24 protein-coding genes are annotated in these 18,700 nt (G+C 62.0%); 9 read left to right on the forward strand and 15 right to left on the reverse strand.

Features of this window, described 5'->3' with window-relative positions:
* Nucleotides 1-14 precede the first annotated feature (14 nt).
* The 4 genes from QY049_RS33255 to QY049_RS33270 all read left to right on the forward strand — a co-directional run bounded on the left by QY049_RS33255 (nt 15) and on the right by QY049_RS33270 (nt 2,498).
* Nucleotides 15-380, forward strand: coding sequence for a 6-carboxytetrahydropterin synthase (locus tag QY049_RS33255; RefSeq protein WP_194477346.1), 366 nt, complete (start codon nt 15-17; stop codon nt 378-380).
* Between the two features lie 4 nt (nt 381-384).
* Complete coding sequence (hemF, locus tag QY049_RS33260; protein ID WP_194477347.1) at nt 385-1,284, forward strand: oxygen-dependent coproporphyrinogen oxidase; 900 nt, start codon at nt 385-387, stop codon at nt 1,282-1,284.
* Entirely contained in the window at nt 1,275-2,015 is a 741-nt protein-coding gene (locus QY049_RS33265) for an HAD family hydrolase (RefSeq protein WP_258762858.1), read from the forward strand. Before hemF ends, QY049_RS33265 begins: the two co-directional genes overlap by 10 nt.
* Nucleotides 2,016-2,288: 273 nt before the next feature.
* Nucleotides 2,289-2,498 (forward strand): YodC family protein, encoded by a 210-nt coding sequence (locus QY049_RS33270; protein WP_258762859.1) that lies wholly within the window; start codon nt 2,289-2,291, stop codon nt 2,496-2,498.
* Nucleotides 2,499-2,685: 187 nt separating this feature from the next.
* Here QY049_RS33270 and QY049_RS33275 read toward each other — a convergent pair whose 3' ends face one another.
* Nucleotides 2,686-3,315: a hypothetical protein gene (locus tag QY049_RS33275; protein WP_301270408.1), complete on the reverse strand. Its 630-nt coding sequence runs from the start codon at nt 3,313-3,315 to the stop codon at nt 2,686-2,688.
* A gap of 417 nt (nt 3,316-3,732) precedes the next feature.
* On the opposite strand from QY049_RS33275, the gene QY049_RS33280 reads away from it, so the two are divergent.
* Nucleotides 3,733-4,545: an aminoglycoside phosphotransferase family protein gene (locus QY049_RS33280; RefSeq protein WP_258762861.1), complete on the forward strand. Its 813-nt coding sequence runs from the start codon at nt 3,733-3,735 to the stop codon at nt 4,543-4,545.
* Between the two features lie 595 nt (nt 4,546-5,140).
* Here QY049_RS33280 and QY049_RS33285 read toward each other — a convergent pair.
* Nucleotides 5,141-5,434, reverse strand: coding sequence for a hypothetical protein (locus tag QY049_RS33285; RefSeq protein WP_258762862.1), 294 nt, complete (start codon nt 5,432-5,434; stop codon nt 5,141-5,143).
* Between the two features lie 80 nt (nt 5,435-5,514).
* Nucleotides 5,515-5,889, reverse strand: a complete 375-nt coding sequence (locus QY049_RS33290) for a hypothetical protein (protein ID WP_258762864.1) — start codon at nt 5,887-5,889, stop codon at nt 5,515-5,517.
* 338 nt (nt 5,890-6,227) lie between these two features.
* Here QY049_RS33290 and QY049_RS33295 point away from each other — a divergent pair, with 338 nt between their 5' ends.
* Nucleotides 6,228-6,944, forward strand: a complete 717-nt coding sequence (locus tag QY049_RS33295) for a Crp/Fnr family transcriptional regulator (RefSeq protein WP_258762865.1) — start codon at nt 6,228-6,230, stop codon at nt 6,942-6,944.
* Between the two features lie 88 nt (nt 6,945-7,032).
* Here the strand turns inward: QY049_RS33295 and QY049_RS33300 are convergent, their stop codons facing one another.
* The 6 genes from QY049_RS33300 to QY049_RS33325 all read right to left on the reverse strand — a co-directional run bounded on the left by QY049_RS33300 (nt 7,033) and on the right by QY049_RS33325 (nt 11,144).
* A complete protein-coding gene (locus tag QY049_RS33300; protein WP_301270409.1) occupies nt 7,033-7,431 on the reverse strand; it encodes a hypothetical protein in 399 nt (132 codons plus the stop codon).
* The gene (locus tag QY049_RS33305) at nt 7,431-7,907 is read right to left on the reverse strand and encodes a TauD/TfdA family dioxygenase (RefSeq protein WP_258762867.1); all 477 of its coding nucleotides are present in this window, start codon (nt 7,905-7,907) and stop codon (nt 7,431-7,433) included. The genes QY049_RS33300 and QY049_RS33305 overlap by 1 nt, the downstream gene beginning before the upstream one ends.
* Nucleotides 7,908-7,921: 14 nt before the next feature.
* Nucleotides 7,922-8,164, reverse strand: a complete 243-nt coding sequence (locus QY049_RS33310; RefSeq protein ID WP_258762868.1) for a hypothetical protein — start codon at nt 8,162-8,164, stop codon at nt 7,922-7,924.
* A 915-nt stretch (nt 8,165-9,079) separates the two neighbouring features.
* Nucleotides 9,080-9,316 (reverse strand): hypothetical protein, encoded by a 237-nt coding sequence (locus tag QY049_RS33315; RefSeq protein WP_258762869.1) that lies wholly within the window; start codon nt 9,314-9,316, stop codon nt 9,080-9,082.
* Nucleotides 9,317-9,437: 121 nt separating this feature from the next.
* On the reverse strand, nt 9,438-9,638 hold the full coding sequence (locus tag QY049_RS33320) for a hypothetical protein (RefSeq protein ID WP_258762870.1): 201 nt from the start codon (nt 9,636-9,638) through the stop codon (nt 9,438-9,440).
* A 432-nt stretch (nt 9,639-10,070) separates the two neighbouring features.
* A complete protein-coding gene (locus QY049_RS33325; RefSeq protein ID WP_258762871.1) occupies nt 10,071-11,144 on the reverse strand; it encodes a TauD/TfdA family dioxygenase in 1,074 nt (357 codons plus the stop codon).
* 152 nt (nt 11,145-11,296) lie between these two features.
* Here QY049_RS33325 and QY049_RS33330 point away from each other — a divergent pair, with 152 nt between their 5' ends.
* The 3 genes from QY049_RS33330 to QY049_RS33340 all read left to right on the forward strand — a co-directional run bounded on the left by QY049_RS33330 (nt 11,297) and on the right by QY049_RS33340 (nt 13,203).
* On the forward strand, nt 11,297-11,992 hold the full coding sequence (locus QY049_RS33330; protein ID WP_258762872.1) for a YafY family protein: 696 nt from the start codon (nt 11,297-11,299) through the stop codon (nt 11,990-11,992).
* 60 nt (nt 11,993-12,052) lie between these two features.
* Nucleotides 12,053-12,421 carry a VOC family protein gene (locus tag QY049_RS33335; RefSeq protein WP_258762874.1) on the forward strand — a complete coding sequence of 123 codons (369 nt, stop codon included), beginning with the start codon at nt 12,053-12,055 and terminating at the stop codon, nt 12,419-12,421.
* Between the two features lie 206 nt (nt 12,422-12,627).
* Nucleotides 12,628-13,203, forward strand: coding sequence for a hypothetical protein (locus tag QY049_RS33340; protein WP_301270410.1), 576 nt, complete (start codon nt 12,628-12,630; stop codon nt 13,201-13,203).
* Between the two features lie 433 nt (nt 13,204-13,636).
* Here QY049_RS33340 and QY049_RS33345 read toward each other — a convergent pair whose 3' ends face one another.
* From QY049_RS33345 to QY049_RS33370, 6 genes are all read right to left on the reverse strand, one after another.
* The gene (locus QY049_RS33345) at nt 13,637-14,410 is read right to left on the reverse strand and encodes an outer membrane protein (RefSeq protein ID WP_258762876.1); all 774 of its coding nucleotides are present in this window, start codon (nt 14,408-14,410) and stop codon (nt 13,637-13,639) included.
* A 478-nt stretch (nt 14,411-14,888) separates the two neighbouring features.
* Complete coding sequence (locus QY049_RS33350; RefSeq protein ID WP_258762878.1) at nt 14,889-15,659, reverse strand: sulfite exporter TauE/SafE family protein; 771 nt, start codon at nt 15,657-15,659, stop codon at nt 14,889-14,891.
* Complete coding sequence (locus QY049_RS33355; RefSeq protein WP_258762879.1) at nt 15,656-16,921, reverse strand: CCA tRNA nucleotidyltransferase; 1,266 nt, start codon at nt 16,919-16,921, stop codon at nt 15,656-15,658. The genes QY049_RS33350 and QY049_RS33355 overlap by 4 nt, the downstream gene beginning before the upstream one ends.
* 10 nt (nt 16,922-16,931) lie before the next feature.
* Complete coding sequence (locus QY049_RS33360) at nt 16,932-17,195, reverse strand: DUF6111 family protein (protein ID WP_258762880.1); 264 nt, start codon at nt 17,193-17,195, stop codon at nt 16,932-16,934.
* Nucleotides 17,192-17,863, reverse strand: coding sequence for a CoA pyrophosphatase (locus QY049_RS33365; RefSeq protein ID WP_258762881.1), 672 nt, complete (start codon nt 17,861-17,863; stop codon nt 17,192-17,194). The genes QY049_RS33360 and QY049_RS33365 overlap by 4 nt, the downstream gene beginning before the upstream one ends.
* Nucleotides 17,860-18,471, reverse strand: a complete 612-nt coding sequence (locus QY049_RS33370; RefSeq protein WP_194477366.1) for a DUF1285 domain-containing protein — start codon at nt 18,469-18,471, stop codon at nt 17,860-17,862. The genes QY049_RS33365 and QY049_RS33370 overlap by 4 nt, the downstream gene beginning before the upstream one ends.
* Nucleotides 18,472-18,700: the final 229 nt, after the last annotated feature.

Genomic DNA, 18,700 nt, shown 5'->3' on the forward strand with positions numbered 1-18,700 from the left:
GACTGAACGGACAGATGTGGGAATTGACGAAACAGTTCCGCTTCGAGGCGGCGCATACGCTGAAGGGGACGACCTTTGGTGCGGCGAGCGAAGAAATCCACGGCCACTCCTTCCGCGCCGAGGTGACGGTGCGCGGCACGCCGGACCCTGCGACCGGCATGGTGGTCGATCTCGGCCTGCTCCAGCGCGCGATCGAGGATGTGCGCTTGATGCTCGACCACAAGTTCCTCAACAAGATCGAGGCGCTCGGCACACCGACGCTGGAGAACCTGTCGCGCTTCGTCTGGGAGCGGCTCGCGCATATCGGCAAGCTGACCCGCGTCAGCATCCACCGCGACAGTTGCAACGAGAGCTGCACCTATTACGGTCCGCAAGGGTGACGACATGACATCCCCGTTGGACCCGACACTGATCGAAGACCGCAAGGCCCGCGCGCGCAGCTGGTTCGAGCGCTTGCGCGACGACATCTGCGCGAGCTTCGAGCGGCTGGAAGACGACGCGCCGCAAAGCCTCTATCCGGGCGAGGCGGGCCGCTTCGCGCGCACGCCGTGGCAGCGCACCGATCACGGCGGGGCCAAGGGCGGTGGCGGCGTGATGTCGATGATGTCGGGCCGGCTGTTCGAGAAGGTCGGCGTGCACTGCTCGACCGTGCATGGCGAATTCGCGCCGGAGTTTCGGGCGCAGATTCCGGGCGCGGCAGAAGATCCGCGCTTCTGGGCCTCCGGCATCTCGCTGATCGCGCACATGCGTAATCCGCACGTGCCGGCCGTGCACATGAACACGCGCTTCGTCGTCACCACCAAGGCCTGGTTCGGCGGCGGCGCGGACCTGACGCCGGTGCTCGACCGCCGGCGCACGCAGGAGGATGCCGACACCCTCGCCTTTCACGCCGCAATGAAGGAGGCCTGCGACCAGCCCAACGGCGTCGCCGACTACGACAAGTACAGGAAGTGGTGCGACGAGTATTTCTACCTGCCGCACCGGAAAGAGGCGCGCGGCATCGGCGGCATCTTCTACGACTGGCACGACAGCGGCGACTGGGACGCCGACCTCGCCTTCACCCAGGACGTCGGCCGCGCCTTCCTCAAGATCTACCCCGACATTGTCAGGCGGAATTTCGCGAGCGCCTGGACCGCTAGGGATCGCGAGGAGCAGTTGATCCGCCGCGGCCGCTATGTCGAGTTCAACCTGCTCTACGACCGCGGCACCATCTTCGGGCTCAAGACCGGCGGCAATGTGGACTCGATCCTGTCGTCGCTGCCGCCGGAGGTGAAATGGCCATGAGCGTGATCAAGCCCCTTCCCCGCGCCATGCTGATCGACATGGACGACACCATCCTGTCGGCCTATGGCCGGCCGGAGATCGCCTGGAACACGATCGCGGAGGAATTCGCCGAGGAGCTCTCCCCACTGCCGCCGGCACAGGTCGCAACGGCCGTGCTCGCCTATGCGCGAAACTTCTGGTCGAATGCGGAAGCTGCGTGGCGGATGAAGCTCGGCGAAGCACGGCGGCTCACGGTGCGCGGCGGTTTTGCTGCGCTCGCGGCAGCCGGCCACCGCCCCCTCTCCGATGATCTCGCCGCGCGCCTCGCCGACCGCTTCACCACCTACCGCGAGGAAGCGATCTTCGTCTTTCCGGGCGCGCATGATGCGATCGACGCATTCAAGGCGCACGGCGTCAAGCTCGCGCTGGTCACCAACGGCGCCGCCGACATGCAGCGCGCCAAGGTCGAGCGCTTCGAGCTGACCCATCGCTTCGACCACATCCAGATCGAGGGCGAGCATGGTTTCGGCAAGCCGGAGGAGCGCGCCTACCTGCACGCGATGGAGGCGCTCGGCGTCACCGCTGACGATACCTGGATGATCGGCGACAATCTGGAATGGGAAGTCGTGACGCCGCAGCGCCTCGGCATCTATGCGATCTGGCTCGACGCGCATGGCGAGGGCCTGCCCGAAGGCTCGACCGTCAAGCCGGACCGCATCATCCGCTCGCTGACCGAGCTCATGCCGGGCTGAATTCTCGAAAACAACCCCATGCACAGTAGGCGTCGCTGCAAAATCAAGGCTTTGCGGATTTTACGAAGAAGCGTTGACCCGTCGGGCAAAACAGGCGCATGATGCGATCGTCGGGATGCGTGCGATCCATCCTTCGAGACACCCGCTGGCCGGCCTCCTCGGCAATGAGGTCCGGGCTCCCCGGCGCGATGCAGTTCGCCTCCGCCCGTGTTCGGTGTGTCATGACAAATTGCTAGCCTCGCATTCGGGTCGATCAACTCGAAAGGACAATCCATGGAATTGAAAGCCGGCGATATCGTCATGCTGAAATCGGGCGGCCAGCCGCTGACCGTCGCTGAGGTCAAGGGCGAGGACGTGCTCTGCGTCTGGATGGGCATGGAAGGCGATCTCTTCCGCGAGACGCTGCCGCTCGCCACCCTCATCCACGTGGAAGAAGATGAGGACGACGAGGACGAGGAAGAAGACGACGAGGACGACGAATAGTCTAAGGCCGTGTACTCACAAACCCAGCGGCGTGAGGCAACGAACGCAATGTCCGCTTCGCCCCTATAGCGGCTGGGTTCATGCGGCGCCGCAATTTGTCGCAATGGGCCAACTCCAGACGCGACGCCGCAACGCACCAAACGACGTGATGGGCCACTAGCGGACGAACGGTCGCGGATCATTCTCGCTACCGAGTTCTCTTCAAGTCGCGGGTTTGCTCGAAATTCGACCAACTCAAAATGTTGGCCAACTCCCGCTTCGCCCCGTGACTGGCTCCATCTAGTCTCAGGTTTTTTTCACGGTATTCTTGCAACCAAGGCAGATTACTATTGATGCTCTTCGTGATGGGTTCATTGGTAACCTCAAGAGCGACGTTAGCCCAGCTCACGTTTTGGCCGAGCGAGGCGGGCAGATTGTGCCGATCAACTTCCATGACACTGCTCGGCACATTGATGTCTGCGAACGTCAAAAGATCAGGCAGATCATCGGGACGGATCTCGTGGGAGCCTCTTTTTGTTGAAAGCGCGGAGATTTTCTCAAGAAGGTCTGCGCCCGTCTGTTGAGCGCCATAAAGCTCGGACCATAAACTCTCGCTTGGTCCTCCGTCGCGCGACCAGCGCACATCCTTGCCATAGAGTGGGTGAAGCTGGTTCACGATTGATACGATCAGGGGACGTCTTCCGTCGCCCAGATCGAGGTATAGGGCTTCACCATTCAGTTTGTGCATCACGCCACGCGCGGGAACTGAGACACCGGAGAACTCAATCTCGACAACGTTGGAGGTCCGTTTGACGCCTTCCGGCGTGTTGATCTCCACAGTCAGCTTGTACCGATAGCTCTCACCTCTGCCGTATCCTGCGAGACAGAAGGCAAGGAGCGCTACAGCAAGGCGTAAAGGGACAATCCGCATCTAATCCACTTGGTTGCGCCCGAATGTTCTGTCAACCAGAAGCGTCGTGCATGCTGAATTTTCAGTGTGCGGGCCGAAGGTCAGCTTTAGGTCAAAATGCGAAGAACTCAGGTTGAGCAAATCTGGTCCGCTTTGGCTCAACGAGCGGACTAGCAGCCGCTCACGAGCAACTTCGTCGATGGGCCACAACGGGACTGGGACCATTTAGCGGAGTGCACAAAGGTCGTCGTTTAAAAGGGGGGATCAAAATGTTCTGCGGCCCCGTGACAGGACGACTTCCTTTTTGCCCGTCGCCGGTGTTTCCTCTGCGTGGAGGAAATGGACATGCGGGGACCGCTGGGGGAAAAGATCGGTGAAGGCGCCTTCTCCGAAGCCTACGCCTGGGCGCCGGGTCAAGTCGTAAAGCTGTTCAAGGCCGACGTCTCCCATCTGCTCGGCCGGCACGAGGCACGCATGCTCCGCTCCATGCGGGCCGCCGGCCTCGCTGTGCCGGAAGTGTTCGGCGAGGTGATCTTGGACGGGCGCTTCGGCATCGTGATGCAGCGCCTCGACGGATCAACCCTGTTGCAGCTCTCGCGGACCGGCGCGGTGTCGTTCGAACAGGCGGGCGGGATCGTCGCGGCTCTGGCAATTTCTCTTCACAAGACGTCTCTGCCGCCGGAGGTCCTCTCCATGCGCGAGTATATGGAAAGCGAGTTGCGGCACGACGACGGCAAGGTCCCGAAGCACCTTGCCACGGATATCCTTGCGCTGATCGATCGCCTATCGCCCGGCGACAGGCTCTGCCATTGTGACCTTAGCCCCGGCAATGTGATCATGACGACGGAAGGCCCAAAGCTCGTCGACTGGACTTTCGCGATGCGCGCGCCCGCTGTCGTCGACCTTGGGTTCTTGCATGTCATCCTTTCCGAACTTGCCCCAGAAAGAGCCGACAATCCGGAACGTCCGCGGGCGACCAATGCGGCCGCGCAATCCGAGTACGCTCAACTGGCCGGTACCTCGCTCACGGAACTGATGGCGGCTATGAAGCCGTATTTGCCCGTCGTCCGCACCTTCGTCGTCCTCGGCGACGTGATGCCTTCCTTGCGGGAGCGACTGATCCAGCGCATCGAAGCAGGGTTGCGCTCGGAAGACTAGAAAGTCTTGGTCGCGCGCGAGCCGAAGTGGCCTGTCGAAGCGTGGCGTTAGTGTCCCCGCGCCAGGCAGGATTTGCAAATGGCACGACTGCTCGCCCCGTGCAGCCCGGCGATGCCGAGGATGTGACCGGCCGTGAAGCCGGTATCCGTTGGGGCCTTACGGTCGAGCGCCAATTAAAGGAGGCTACAGCATCTGCATCCGGAGAAAAAGCGATGCGCTCCATTTTGGCTTTGAGCCTTTTGATCGCGCTGTCAGGCGTTGCGAACGCGGCGTCTGCGCATCACCCCCACCGCCACGCCGTTATCCCCTCCCGGCAGGGCACGCCAGGTACCGCTTCGAGCTTGGCCTACGCACCGGCTCAGCCGCCGGCTCAATTCCGGTCCGGGCACTCCTCGTGCGACGCGCCTGAACCATACTTCGGGGCTTGCCAGGGTTACGCGCCCGGCGAGAAGGAGCGATTTCTCCACAGCCTGTACAGCCCATGAAGGCTTCGCCACCGCACGCGATGATGCGCGCCACTGCAGCGCGCGCGGAAGGCTCGTGCGGTGAAGGATCATAGTTGGCGTCAGCCACGGGCCAGTCAGCGGAACAGGGGCTAATCGAGACCACCGCGATCCTTCTTGATGATCGCCCGCAGATCGTCGGCGTACTCTTCGACGATGGCCAACCGATCCCGCTCCGGCTCGCCGATCGGCGCTTCCTCTATGAGGCCGTCCCATTCGCGCCAATGCGTCGGAAACACATATACGGGCGAACCGGTCTGTGAATTGACCCAGCCCCGAAGCACGCGGCGACACGGGAAGACCAGTGCATGTACCTGTCCGGCGGTGTCGATGACCGCCAGTTGCAAATTGCGATCAAACGGTGCCGTTGCCGTGGGATTCCACATGGCGCGCTCCCTCTTTGCAGGCGGGAGCGCGATCGGTCTCTCAGCCACCGACGCCTACGGGCAGAGCCTCGGTGATGAAATCACTCTATCAGGTTTCGTCGGGGACCTGTGGAAATTGTCACGCTCGACGAGTTGATCATCGCGCGCAGGCGACGACAAGAATCTTCAAGCACCGTCTGCAGGTTTTCACAGCTTACGAGCAGCCGCTCCGCTTGTTCGCGCTCGGTTGTGCCGAAGGGATGACCATTGCGAGCATTCCTGACCTGGTTCACCCTGTCACGGCCCTCCGTTGCTTTTCTCTCGACAAATTCGAGATTTTCCAGCTCATGCGCGAGCTTGTCCAACTCGGCGATCAGCAGCCCGGTCACGCCCGTTCGCTTGTCAGTCGTCAGATCGTTGCCGTTCAGAAGGCCGATGAAGTGATCTACGTTGGCTCTTGCGATGAAACGGTGCATTGGACCCCCTGATCCATGCGTCTCGATGATTCATTTTGCCGGTACTTCAATCGCGTCCGTTCGGTCCGGTCGAAGTGGCGTCCGCTCGACTCCGCAGGGCCGACACAAGGGGCCGGAGCGAATTGGTCGCACCTGGACCGTCAGGAGATTGAAATCATGATCGATATTGGCATGAGCGACGTAGCCGTCCATCTGGCTCCCCTCTCTTGGACCGGGCTAGGTTAAGTCATCGATGCTCATTGCGGCCATAGCCGGGGTGCGCCGAAATTTGATCGTGATCAAGTTCCGGTTCGACCATGAAGCTATGAGAGATCAAAGCACCACGCGGACGCCGCAAGATGAAGCATGCAACAGGGCCAGCAATTCACGCGGTCCATCCGTGGGACCCGGGCAACCCTGAGAAAGGTGCGCGCCATCAGCTGCTGAGCGACGACGAGCGCGCCAAGCTCGCAAAAATAGCGCAGATCGTACGCTTCGCCAAAGGCCAGGAAATTTACGGAGAAGGCGCGGTGGCGGATGCCGCATTCAACATCATCGACGGGGTGGTCGTGGCCTACCGCGCAGAGCACGTCATCTCGTTTCTTCACCCCGGCGACCTGTTCGGCCTGTCAGAGGAAGGGCAGTATGCCAACGCAACCAGAGCTGCGACACCGGTGACGGCTTACAAGATGCCGCTGGCCGCATTGCGCCGCATCCTGGCCAATAACGCTGATCTCGACGTCAATCTCATCATAAAGCTTTGCGAAGAACTCCGAGAAGCCCAGCGCCATGCCGTTCTTCTCGCACAGAAAAGAGCGGCAACGCGGCTTGCGATGTTCCTGGGGCTTCAGGAACACCTGCAAGCGGCGCGAGGTGAGTCGATCTCCGAGATCCATCTCCAAATGGATCGCTCGAGCATTGCTGCCTATCTTGGGCTGACCACCGCGGCACTGAGCCGAGCGTTTCGAGCGCTCATCTCACGGAAAATCATCGCCTCGCGAAATCTCCACTTCGTGAAGGTCGTTGACCGGGACGCCTTCGTCAGGCTCGCCGATGCGAGCCCGGATGGGAATTGATTGCGATCAGGACAATCGGCTCGGGAGCCCTCCTGTTCGCGGCCTGGCAACCGAGCGAAACCCAAGCCTCGGGACATGGAACTGAATTTCAGACAGCTTCTTTCGTCGTTTCATCTGCCGGCGCTCCGACCGCGATCCTGCTGCAACCCCTGTCGAAATCGTGTTCGAGCAAAGTTCGTATAGCGGACTGATAATCAGAGAGACGAGCCTGAATATATTGGCGTTCGAAATCCGTCAGATGCGTCTGAAGAAGACGATGGTAGCGGCGGATGTTGTTACGGTAAGCCTCGACAAGAGCGGTCCCCAGCTCGGTCATGACATCCTCCCATGTTTTCTCGCAGGAGGTGTCACCGTGCAGTCGAGCCCGAACGGTGTTTTTGATCGAACTCAAATGGCTGCCGCCCGGATTCGGCTCATAGTTGATCATGATCAAAATTCCATCGACCGGTGGGCTGCCAGGCGATGTTGCGTTGAACCGTTCGGCCATCAATCCAGCGGAACGTTCAGACTGGTCCCCTTGACGATGATGCCGCCGCGGTTGCCGATCTCGATCGAACCGTAGCGCTGCCTGAAGCAATCGGGCAGCGGCCGATCACCCTCCATGCTGAGCCAGAGGCGCAGCAGATGCCGCTTCTGGTTGGCATCGGGCCAGTCGCGAAATCCGGTCCGATCGTGCAGCAGGGCATGATTGTAGACGAACTGCATGTCCCCGGGCTGAAGCCGCATGCCGAAGTGCAGCGCAGGATCATTTGCGAGCGCGTCGAAGAGATCGAGCGCCTCGACGTGCTCCGGCGTCAGTCTGAGTGCACCGGGAAAGCGCTGCGCGCTGTCGATATACTGGCGTTGATAGAAGCCGGTCAGGAACCCCGCAGTTGCCGGCACCCGTCCGGAAGTCGCCGGATGATTGTAGTCGTCATTGGCCCACGCGACGCCACCCCCTCGCCAGCACAGAACGCGTCCCACTTGTTGAGGTCGCCCTACTGCCACCGAGTGACCTCGAAATTGAACCGAACCTGCATGACTGGACCCGCTGCATCCCTCACCTCAATCGCCATGCATCGCGTCGAAAAATGGTGGGCGCCGTGCACAGCATCGCGGGCCATGTCGGCCAAGGACTTGGCTGCTTCTTCCTGCACATCCCTTAGATTTGAGAATTCCAGGCCCTCTTCGTCTAGAAGAAGAGCGTCTTCGTCGCGGAGGTCAAAAAAATACACGGGCATGTCGCGCTCCCAATGCAGGCGGGAGCGCACGCCTCTCTCAGCCACCGACGCCTACTGGCAGGGCCTAGGTCGATGATGCGGGAACAATACGCTTTGGCAGCACTCGTTGCTACGGAATTAGGTCACTGCCCTCTAGGTGATGGTCGATGCAGCGAGGTTCAACTTAAGGCGACCTTACTCCTCCCAGATCAGATTTTGGCACTCTCTGCAGCGATAGACATTTACCACGGTACCTTTAGCCGTGTCCGGAACCGTTAGATAAAGTCGAGGGATTCCATCGCAAAGCGCGCAATGGGTTGGCGGTTCTTGCGATGAGGGCGGCTTTTGTTGCGTACTCAGAGCACACTCCCTCTAAAGGCGGGAGCGCGCGTCTCTCTCAGCCACCGACGCCTACGGGCGGGACCTAGGTCGGTGATGCGAGAACAATGTTCCTATTTTCGTTCGGTTGCTAGCGGATTAGTTAGGAACTGCCGGATTTAACTTAGGACACCTGGCAAATCGAATTGAGACACTGGGAAATTTGCAGATGGCGAAGCAAGAGCGTCGCCCGCTTAAAACCAGCGCGAGCGGCGGCTTACCAGCCCCGGGAGGGAGATTGTAAAATCCCGATACCATAATGTCTGCACGCGCCGTGCAAAGGTTCAAGAAGCCCCGCGAGGAAGTGCAAGACAATCGAGGCAGTGAGGGAAATAGCCTCTATTTGACCTTATCATCGCTGGGCTCTTAGCGCGGCTGCTGAAATTGGGCGATGTATGGCCCGAGCTGTAGCGTAACCTTTGGCTCCAGCTATTAGACTAGAGGAGCGGCTTCAGGCTAATCCGCAAAGACGCCGGGACGGAGCGGACTCCGTCTCTGCCGAAATCACCAATGCCGGGCGTTACGCACCAATAAAAGAGGCCGTCAACTGAGGCGGCCTTACTGCCTGGTGCTCGCGTTCCGATAGATTATGGAAACGCAGAACAAGCGTGCAGCCGTCGAGCGCACTTCCACAGCCAAATCGGGCCGCTCGCCTTTGAAGACCGATTCCCTTGCAATACCGGTCAGTGTTTGCATCGCTTCGACTTCGGCGGCTTTTAGATTGGGCAGGCGCAGACCTTCCTCATCCGCAAAGAACTCGCGGCCACTTTGGATGTCAAAGAAATAGCGTTCCATCACGGCGCTCCATCTCCATGTAGGCGGGAGCGCGATCAGTCTCTCTGCCACCGATGCCTACGGGCGGAGCCTCGACCGGTGATGGGACAACAATAAGCCGGCTGTGAGATAGTTGCTAGAATTACTCTGGCGGCTGCAAGCCGGGCGATCTTAGCCACTCGCTCATGCGAGCGCCGGTTTCGGCCTGTCTGGCTTTGCGGAGGGCGTCCTCACGCCGAGGACCTGGGGGAAGGGACTTAGCTTTTGCTCGGAGGCATTCGGCTGCTTGGGAAAGGCGCGCTTCAAGGGAAACGGTTTGCTTGAATCGGCGGCGTCGCTGCATGACACAACCTCGTCGTTACGGGTCCTAACCGCAGGGTTTGAGTTCTCGCGAATCTTAATATGCAGGCGGGGCGACTTCAGTTCCGAAGTGAACATTACGAATTAGGAAACCACCGGATTCAACTTAGGGCACTTGGGGTCAAATACGGGCAGTACCCACGGGCGGGTACTGTCCGTAATAGGCCGTTCGCAGATGCGAAATGGGCCAGTGGGATGGCACTGCGAGCGTTGACCTGGCAATGGGAGCAATTTTTCAGTTCCCGTGGCGGAAAACCATCATCATCAGCAACCGAGGAAGTCGGGGCCACGTCCGCCTTATTTTTGATAAGCGCAGACCGCCCGGCGAAACTTTGACGGCGAGAGGGAATTCGTCCAGTCCATCTCGTCGGCAGTTAAGGCGAACGTGTTACGCGACGCGGCCTGAAGTCGGCCATCAATCCAGCGGAACGTTCAGACTGGTCCCCTTGACGATGATGCCGCCGCGGTTGCCGATCTCGATCGAACCGTAACGCTGCCTGAAGCAATCGGGCAGCGGCCGGTCACCCTCCATGCTGAGCCAGAGGCGCAGCAGATGCCGCTTCTGGTTGGCATCGGGCCAGTCGCGAAATCCGGTCCGATCGTGCAGCAGGGCATGATTGTAGACGAACTGCATGTCGCCGGGCTGAAGCCGCATGCCGAAGTGCAGCGCAGGATCATTTGCGAGCGCGTCGAAGAGATCGAGCGCCTCGACGTGCTCCGGCGTCAGTCTGAGTGCACCGGGAAAGCGCTGCGCGCTGTCGATATACTGGCGTTGATAGAAACCGGTCAGGAACCCCGCATGCCAGTTCAGCACCGGGATTTCGAGATATGGCTTCTCGTTCTCCGGCACCTCGCCACGACGGTCCGTCGCGATGGGATCGAACAAGAGGGCGGCAAGGTCGGGACGCCTGTCGAACATCTCGTTGTAGATGGTCGACGTGCTGACAAGAAGGGAATCCCCTCCCTCCATGGCCTCGCGAATGCACAACAATCCGACCACGTCGGACGAGTCCGTGTGGAATGTCTGCCGATCCGAGGTCTGATAAATCCTGACGTTCGGATCCCTCGCGTCGGCGCCGACGTCGCGGACGTGACCGAGAATGTGGCCCGCCGCATTTTGCGACCGAGCCGATCCGAGATGCGCGCCCACGCCGCAAAATATCGTCGCGGTGAATTCCTGGCTGTATTTCGCCACCGGGAGGCCGCGGATGACTTCGAAGCCAAGACCAGTCAGCAGTCGTTTCTTGAGACCTTCCAGGTGCGCACCGAATTGGGGAAGCGGGAACCTTTCCTTGGTGATCTCGGCGATGTTCTTGCTCCGGCCAAGGTAGGCCTCAGCCGCGCTCTCGAGTTCCGCTATCTCGCTCGTCTCGAGTGTCACCAGCCATCGATCAGGCTTGGCTTTCATCTCGGCGCCGACCCAGGCCGATGGGATGTCGATCTTCCCCGGAGGGAGATTGATCCCGCGGGACGCTGAGACCTCATTCATGTTGCTGGTTCCCGGGGAGATTGATCGCCGGACATGGCGTCTGAGTATCGACGTTATTGTGCCGGCTGCTTGTTTGCAACTTTGCGGGCGCCAGCGCGAGCTGCAAGCCAATGCTGACAGAATCCGGCAGCATGCCGTGATATGAGCCCCGCATGTCGCGCGCACAACGCCTCCTCGACGTGATCCAGCTCCTGCGCAGGCATCGTCGGCCCGTCGCGGCATGTCGGCTGGCCGACGAACTCGGCGTTTCGCTCCGGACGATTTATCGCGACATCGAGACGCTGAAGGGCCAGGGCGCCCATATCGATGGCGAGGCCGGCATCGGCTATGTGCTGCGGCCGGGGTTCATGTTGCCGCCGCTGATGTTCTCGGAAGAGGAGATCGAAGCGCTGGTGCTGGGCGGCCGGTGGGTTGCCGCACAGCAGGATGAGCCGCTCGGAAAGGCGGCCAGGAACGCGCTTGCAAAGATCGCCGCCGTGCTGCCGGACGACCTCCAGCGAAGCCTGGAAACGACGAGCCTGATGGTCGCTCGCCGCGATCCGGCGGCAGGCGATGCCGAATTGCCGATCATTCGGGCCGCGATCCGCAACGAATGCAAATTGCGCATCACCTACAGCGACGAACGGGACAACCGCACCCATCGCACGATCTGGCCGATCGCGCTCGGGTTCTTCGATCGGGTACGCATGGTGGCGGCCTGGTGCGAGAGCCGCGGCGACTACCGCCATTTCCGCACCGACCGGATCGTGTCGATCACGCTCACGGAGCGCCGCTACCCGCGACGCCGCACCGATTTGCTGCGGGAATGGCGGCAGCGGGAAAGCATTGGCGAGCACCCACCATGCTGACAGAAACTGGCAGCACCTTCCTGTAAGCGTCGGCCATCGCCAGCTGAACAGGAGATGCAAATGGCCGATTTCAATCTCGTGGTGCTCTACGTCAACGATGCACAAGCGAGCTCCGCTTTCTATCAAACCCTGCTGGAGCGCCCCGTCGCGCAATCATCCCCAAAGTTTGTTGTTCTTCCACTCGGGAACGGCGCCATGCTGGGCTTGTGGCAGCGGGATGCCGTCGAGCCGCCTTCTGCTTCGCCAGCCGGCAGCAGCGAGATCTCATGGGCGGTCGCAAACGCGGAGGCGGTGCGCAAGACCTACGACACCTGGATGACCCGGGGCGTCCGGATTGCGCAGCCACCAACAGCCATGCCGTTCGGGCACACCTTTGTTGCGCTCGATCCCGACGGTCATCGCCTGCGCGTGCTGGCGACCGCCGCTTAAGGGGTGCCCGGTATCCGCCAGCGGCACGTTTCAGGTCGCCGAATTCGCGCGGCCGAAGCGCCAACGCTGGACTGCTTCGCGTGAGAGGCTGAGCAGTTGGCTCTGCCACGACCAGCCTCTCCGTCGCCGCGCCTCGGGGCGATCTGTGTATGCCGATCGACGAAGCACCAATTGCGTTGAGCGAAAAGGCTGACTAGGAAATTCGGATGAATTCCGAATCGTCCCCAAGCTGGCCAGTCGTGGAGCCTCAACCTCTCCTTCCCGCGCCGCGTCGGCGATGGCCGCTCGCGCTCTTCCTGGCCGTCGTCTTGGCGCTCATAGGCGCGGGCACCTCCTATGTCTGGCTGAACCCTGGATTGTTCATGCAATCGGCGGGGCGCGAGGCAGGGGACGCGAATGCCAACGCCAATGACAGCGCGGTCATGACTGATCTGCTCGCCGCGCAGCAAAAAACAACCGACGACCTCGCCGCGATCGAAAGGGCCATCGCCGACCAGCAAGAGCAGCTAAAGGCGATCGTGAGCGAGCTTGCCGACCTCAGCTCGAAAATCGACGCTCTGAAGAGCCCGGCCCCGCAGGCACAGGTCGCACCATCGCCGCCGTCGCCTGGGCCAACCGCGCCGATGCCATCGGCCTCCGTCCCTCCTGCTGCGCCAGTTCCGGCAGCGCGCGTCGTCCCAAGGCAAAAGAAGCCGCCGCGCGTCGCGACCCCGACCCCGACGGGTCCGATCTCGGTCGGAGGAGCGCCGCTGAACGTCGCGCCCAACGCGACGGTGCGCTGAGCATGCCCTAAGCATTCATCTGCTTCGCTGCCGCCGACAGGCGACTTTGGGCGAACACCACACTTGGTCGCGATGAACCAGAAGCAGACGGGCCTCACAGAGGCCCGGGATGCAGCCATGCCAACGCGACTTCGTTTCGGTGGCGCGAACGATCTCGAACCAGATGCGGGGCGTCTTCCGGGAGATGGAGATCGCGTCGGGAAGCTTCTGATGAAGCTTGACGCGTCTTGGTGTCGAGTCAGCGCCGACAGCCGACATGCGGGCGAAAACCGCGTGTGGCCGCGACGGGCCATGAGGCGACGTACCCGGCTCGAACGACATCTAGCCCGCAACGGCACTACGTACTTGCCTCCGCGCGATCATTCTGTGGCATCTAGAAACAAGAAAGCCCGGCGCCAGCCGGGCCTTCCCGCAGCATCTGATCCGCCCAAGACTAGTATTTCGCGACGACCGGCCCGCCCCAATTGAAGCGATAGTTGAGCCCCACAAGAGCCAAGTTGACTGTTTCCTTCATGCCGAAGGTTACCCAGCGGCCGGTCGGATCGTTGAGTGTGATGTTCTTCGTGCCGAAATCGATATAGTTGTATTCGATCTTGGCGCTCCAGTTCGGAGCGAAACCGTATTCCAAGCCAGCGCCGACCAGCCAACCAGTTCGGGTGTTGCTTCCCGTGTAGTTGAGCGGGATGTTGCCGGCACCCGGTCCGGAAGTCGCCGGATGATTGTAGTCGTCATTGGCCCACGCGACGCCACCCTTCCCGTAGAGCAGCACGTTGTCGATTGCGAAGCCGACCCGTCCAGCCAGCGAAGCAATCCATCGCATGTCGGTGTTCCAAGACGCGGGACCGTTGGGATTGACGCCAGCAAAGCCTCCGCGAATGCCGGACCAGACCATGCCGCCTTCCACGCCCAAAACGAACTGGTTCATTTGAAAATTGTAGCCGAGTTGGCCGCCCGCGACGCCGCCGTCGATATCGAAAGACCGAACGGTACCATTGGCAGAGCCGCCACCGCTGCCGTCAATGCGGGTCCAGTCATCGTGACCCCAGCCGTATCCCGCCAGACCACCAATGTAGAATCCATTCCAATTATAAATCGCCGCGACGATCGGTGCCTTGATCGGGGCTTTAACCGCCATGTCCGCAGCATTGGCCTGCTGCGTTGCCAGAAAAGCGAACGTCGATACGGTTGCGAGAAGATAATGCTTCATTCCCAATTCCTCCCAAGTAAGCGCCACAAGCGCGCGCGCCTCGAATTGACGAACACTTTCTAGATCGCCAACCCGCGATCGAACTAGTGCAGAAAAGTCTCACTCGAAATTCAGATTCCGCAGGTTTTTCAGTATCATAGTAGTATGCGGATCTCGCTGCGCATTGGGATACCGATCCTTGTTCAGTTAGCGGGAATTCAGTACCGGTGCTCAAGCGCGCTGCGGCTTGGCTACCCTGTTGGCGCGAATCTTCGTCGACCTTTGTTTTGTGGCCCGGCCGTTCAATCAAAGCGGACTTCTTTGATCGTCCTTGAGCGCCGGCAGATGTAAACCACCGCCAACGGAAAATAATCCACACGTCCGCATGGGTCACAATCAGCCATGATGGCTGCGCGAGGCGACTTCCGGTTTGTGCTGGGAAGCCGATACCGATAGGCAAGAGGTCCGCGCGCATACCGATCGCGCGCGCCCGGCTCATCTACCCGACCAGATGCCTCGCTGCCGCCGAGATCATCACCAGCCCACCCGTGATCACGGCGACGTCGAGGATCGCGGCGTGGATGTGCACCGGCATCCGCTCGACGAAGGCCTTTGCCAGGAATGCGCCGGGGATGGCGATGCCGCCGATCAGGAGCGCGAAGGCGAGCACCTGCGCGGTGACGGCGCCGGCGAGGCCGAACACCGAGATCTTGATGAGGCCCGTGCCGAGCGAGATCATCGCGTCGGTCGCGATCACCGCGGCGCCTTCGAGACCCGCGGCCATCAGCAGCGAGAGCAGGATCACCCCCGAGCCCGACGTGCCGCCGACCAGCACGCCGTAGCCGACCGATCCCGCCGCCAGCCCCGTGTCGCCGATCCTGACCTGGCGGCGACGCAGCACGCGGCGCAGCGGCACGCTCAGGATCAGCATGGTGCCGATCACGAGCGCCGCGCCGGCATTGGTGAGGCGCGTATAGCCGTAGGCGCCGAGCGCGGTCGTCACCGCCGCGCAGGCGAGCACGATCAGTGCGCGGCGACGGTCGACGTACCGGAGATAGGCAACGGCGCGGCTGGAATTGGTGAAAAGCGCGGAGATGGCGATGATCGGCACCACCGGCTCGGCGCCGACGAGGGGCACCAGCACCAGCGGCATCAGGGCGCCGGTGCCGTAGCCGGCGAGACCACCGAGGATCGAAGCAAACAACGCCATCATCGCGACCAGCAGCAGCTGGAAAATCGAGATGTCGGCGAAGCCCGAGACGATGGTCAATTTTTCTCGCGAGTGGCGCGTGCTGTGGCTTGATCGGCGATGGCAGCGAGTGCGGCTTGCTCTAGTGGAAAATCCGCCGCAAGCCAAGCATCCTCGGCAAGCGTCAACACATGGCCGAGCACAGGCCCTTCCGCGAGGCCCCGTGCGATGAAGTCGGCGGCCTTCAGCGGGAATTTCGGCGCGGTCCAGCGCTGCGGCAGCTCGGCAAGCTCGCGCCAGCGCGACGAGGTCGCGTCGCCGCCGCTGCGCGCCCAGGCCAGCAACACGCGATCGTGATAGGGCTCGGGCCCCAGCCGGTAGACCAGCCGCCGCGCATTGGCCTCGTCCCTGGTGGGGAAGCGCCACCAGCGATGGCCCATCGAATCCAGCGCCTTGGCTTCCGCATTGGACAGCCGCAAGCGGGTCGCGACACGCTTGGCGTCTTCGGTGACGGCCACCGTCAGCGCGGCAAGACGGCGCGTGCTGCTCGCGGGCAGGCCAAGCGCGCGCTCGATCGCGATCATCGCGGTCAGCGGCCCGGCATAGGCAACGCCGCCGATCATCGCCTGCAGCAGGCCGGCATCGACCATCGCAAGCACGGCGGCGGATGCGCCCGATGCCACCAGCAATTTCAGCATCTCCATGCGCACCCGCTCGGCCGAGAGCGTGGCAAGGCCCGCACGGCCGCGGATGCAGGCGAGGGTGCCGTCGCGGTCGGGCTCGCCGGCGCCGAAGGAGGCATGGATGCGGAAGAAGCGCAGGATGCGCAAGTAGTCCTCGGCGATGCGCTGGTCGGGCTCGCCGATGAAGCGCACGCGCCGTGCCCTGGCATCGGCGATGCCGCCGACATAGTCGTAGACGACGCCATTCGCGTCGACCGACAGGCCGTTCATCGTGAAATCGCGCCGCTCGGCGTCCTTGACCCAGTCGCGTCCGAACACGACCTTGGCCTTGCGGCCGAAGGTTTCGGTGTCCTCGCGCAGCGTCGTGACCTCGTAAGGCACGCCGTCGATGACCAGCGTGACGGTGCCGTGCTCGATGCCGGTCGGCACGCTCTTGATGCCCGCAACCCTGGCACGCCGCACCACCTCCTCCGGCAGTGCCGTGGTCGCGATGTCGGTGTCGCCGGGCGGCAGGCCGAGCAGCGCGTTGCGGACGGTGCCGCCGACCACGCGCGCCTCCTCGCCGTCGGCGTTGAGCAGTTGCAGAACGCGCGCCGTCCCGCCTGCGGTCAGCCAGGGCGCACCGGCAAGAAACGGCTCGAGGATGGGCTCCGCGCTCATCGTCCGGCTCTTATCTTTCTCTTCCCGGCACGAGCTTGCCGTTCTCGACATGGGCGGGAATGTAGGTGGAGTTCGGCGCGGCGCCGGAGAAATGCGCGAGCCCGATCAGCCCGGCGATGACGAGCAGCAGCGCCACCAGGATCAGGCGCGCGACGATGGTGATCGGCCAGGACGATTGCACGAACAGGCCGGACCGCGTTGCGGCCAGGAACAGCGCATAGACGGCAAAGGGGATGAGGAAGATTCCGATCTCGGTCAGAGCCGGCCGGATCATGACGAATAGATCCGCTCATAGAGCACGCGCAGCATTCCGGCCGTCGCGCCCCAGATGTAGCGCTCCGCAAACGGCATCGCATAGTAAAACCGCTCCATGCCGCGGAATTCCTTGCTGTGCACCTGGTGGTTCGCCGGATTCATCAGGAAGGATAGCGGCACCTCGAATGCGTCATCAACCTCGGAATGGTTGATGTCGAGTTGAAAACCCGGCCGGACCCTCGCGACCGTCGGCAGGATGCGGAAGCCGAACGCGGTGCCGTAGAGGTCGAGATAGCCGATCGGCTCGACGAAATCCCGGGACAGCCCGACCTCTTCCTCGGCCTCGCGCAATGCGGCATCGAGCGGCGAGGAATCGGTCGCATCGATCTTGCCGCCGGGAAAGGCGATCTGGCCGGCATGGTCGTTGAGATGGGCCGAGCGCTGCGTCAAGAGGATGGTGGGCTCGGGATGGTCGACCACCGCGATCAGCACCGCCGCAGGGCGCACCGGCTGCTCGCGCGCGACGATCTCCAGCATCTTGTCGGTGCCGGGATCGCCCGAAGCGGGGACGATGTTCGGATCGAACAGGCCCGGCGGAACGTCGAAGCCGAGCCTCGCCCTGGAGCGGGCGAAGAAATCCGCCGCGCGGAACGCGACTTGCTCGTTCTTCGCAATAGGCTTGTTCAAAGCGCGGCCCTCACCTGCTCCGCGTCCGCCATGGCGAAGAATTCGCCGGCCGACTCGACGCCAAACATCGGCTGGCCATCGACCATCCGCTCCTCGCCCATGTCAACCAGATCGTAATAGAGCGCGCGCGTGACCTTGGCCCAAAGATCGGCGCGGACATGCAGATACGGCGTCAACCCGCCGTCCGCCGCCTGCTCGAAACGCAGCCGGTGCGCGGCGTCGCAGGTGACCCAGTCGTCGACATTGGTGCGGAAGCTCAGCACGCGATGGTTGTCCTCGCCGGCCTCGAGCATCTCGACCGCCATGAACGGCGCGTCGTCGACGCGGATGCCGACCTTCTCGACGGGCGTGACGAGGAAATGCTTGTCGCCCTCGCGCTTGAGGATGGTCGAGAACAGGCGGACCAGCGCGTGACGGCCGATTGGCGTGCCCATGTAGAACCAAGTACCATCGGAGGCGATTCGGATGTCGAGATCGCCGCAAAACGGCGGATTCCACAGATGCACCGGAGGCAGGCCCTTCTTGGCGCCTTCGGCATTGGCAGCACTTTTGGCGGCGGCAGTCAGCCCCTCAAGACCGCGATCGGCGCTCTGCCCTTGGTTCGCCATGGTTTGCCCTGACTTTGTCCGTTGGCACGATTGGTGCAGGTCTACGTTGTACGTAAGTTCACGGTTCCACTCCGGGTTAGTCCGGTGTGGAGGTCTCCACTTCGTGATGCCCCACATAACCCGAAGCCGATAAGGTGGGGATAGGTTAATTCAACGAATACATGGCGTTCCTGCAAGTCTAGCATAGCGCCCATGACGCAGATTGATGCGATAAATTCGACGACGCAAG

Origin of the sequence: Bradyrhizobium sp. WYCCWR 13022 (assembly GCF_030435535.1) — a bacterium.
GTDB lineage: Bacteria > Pseudomonadota > Alphaproteobacteria > Rhizobiales > Xanthobacteraceae > Bradyrhizobium.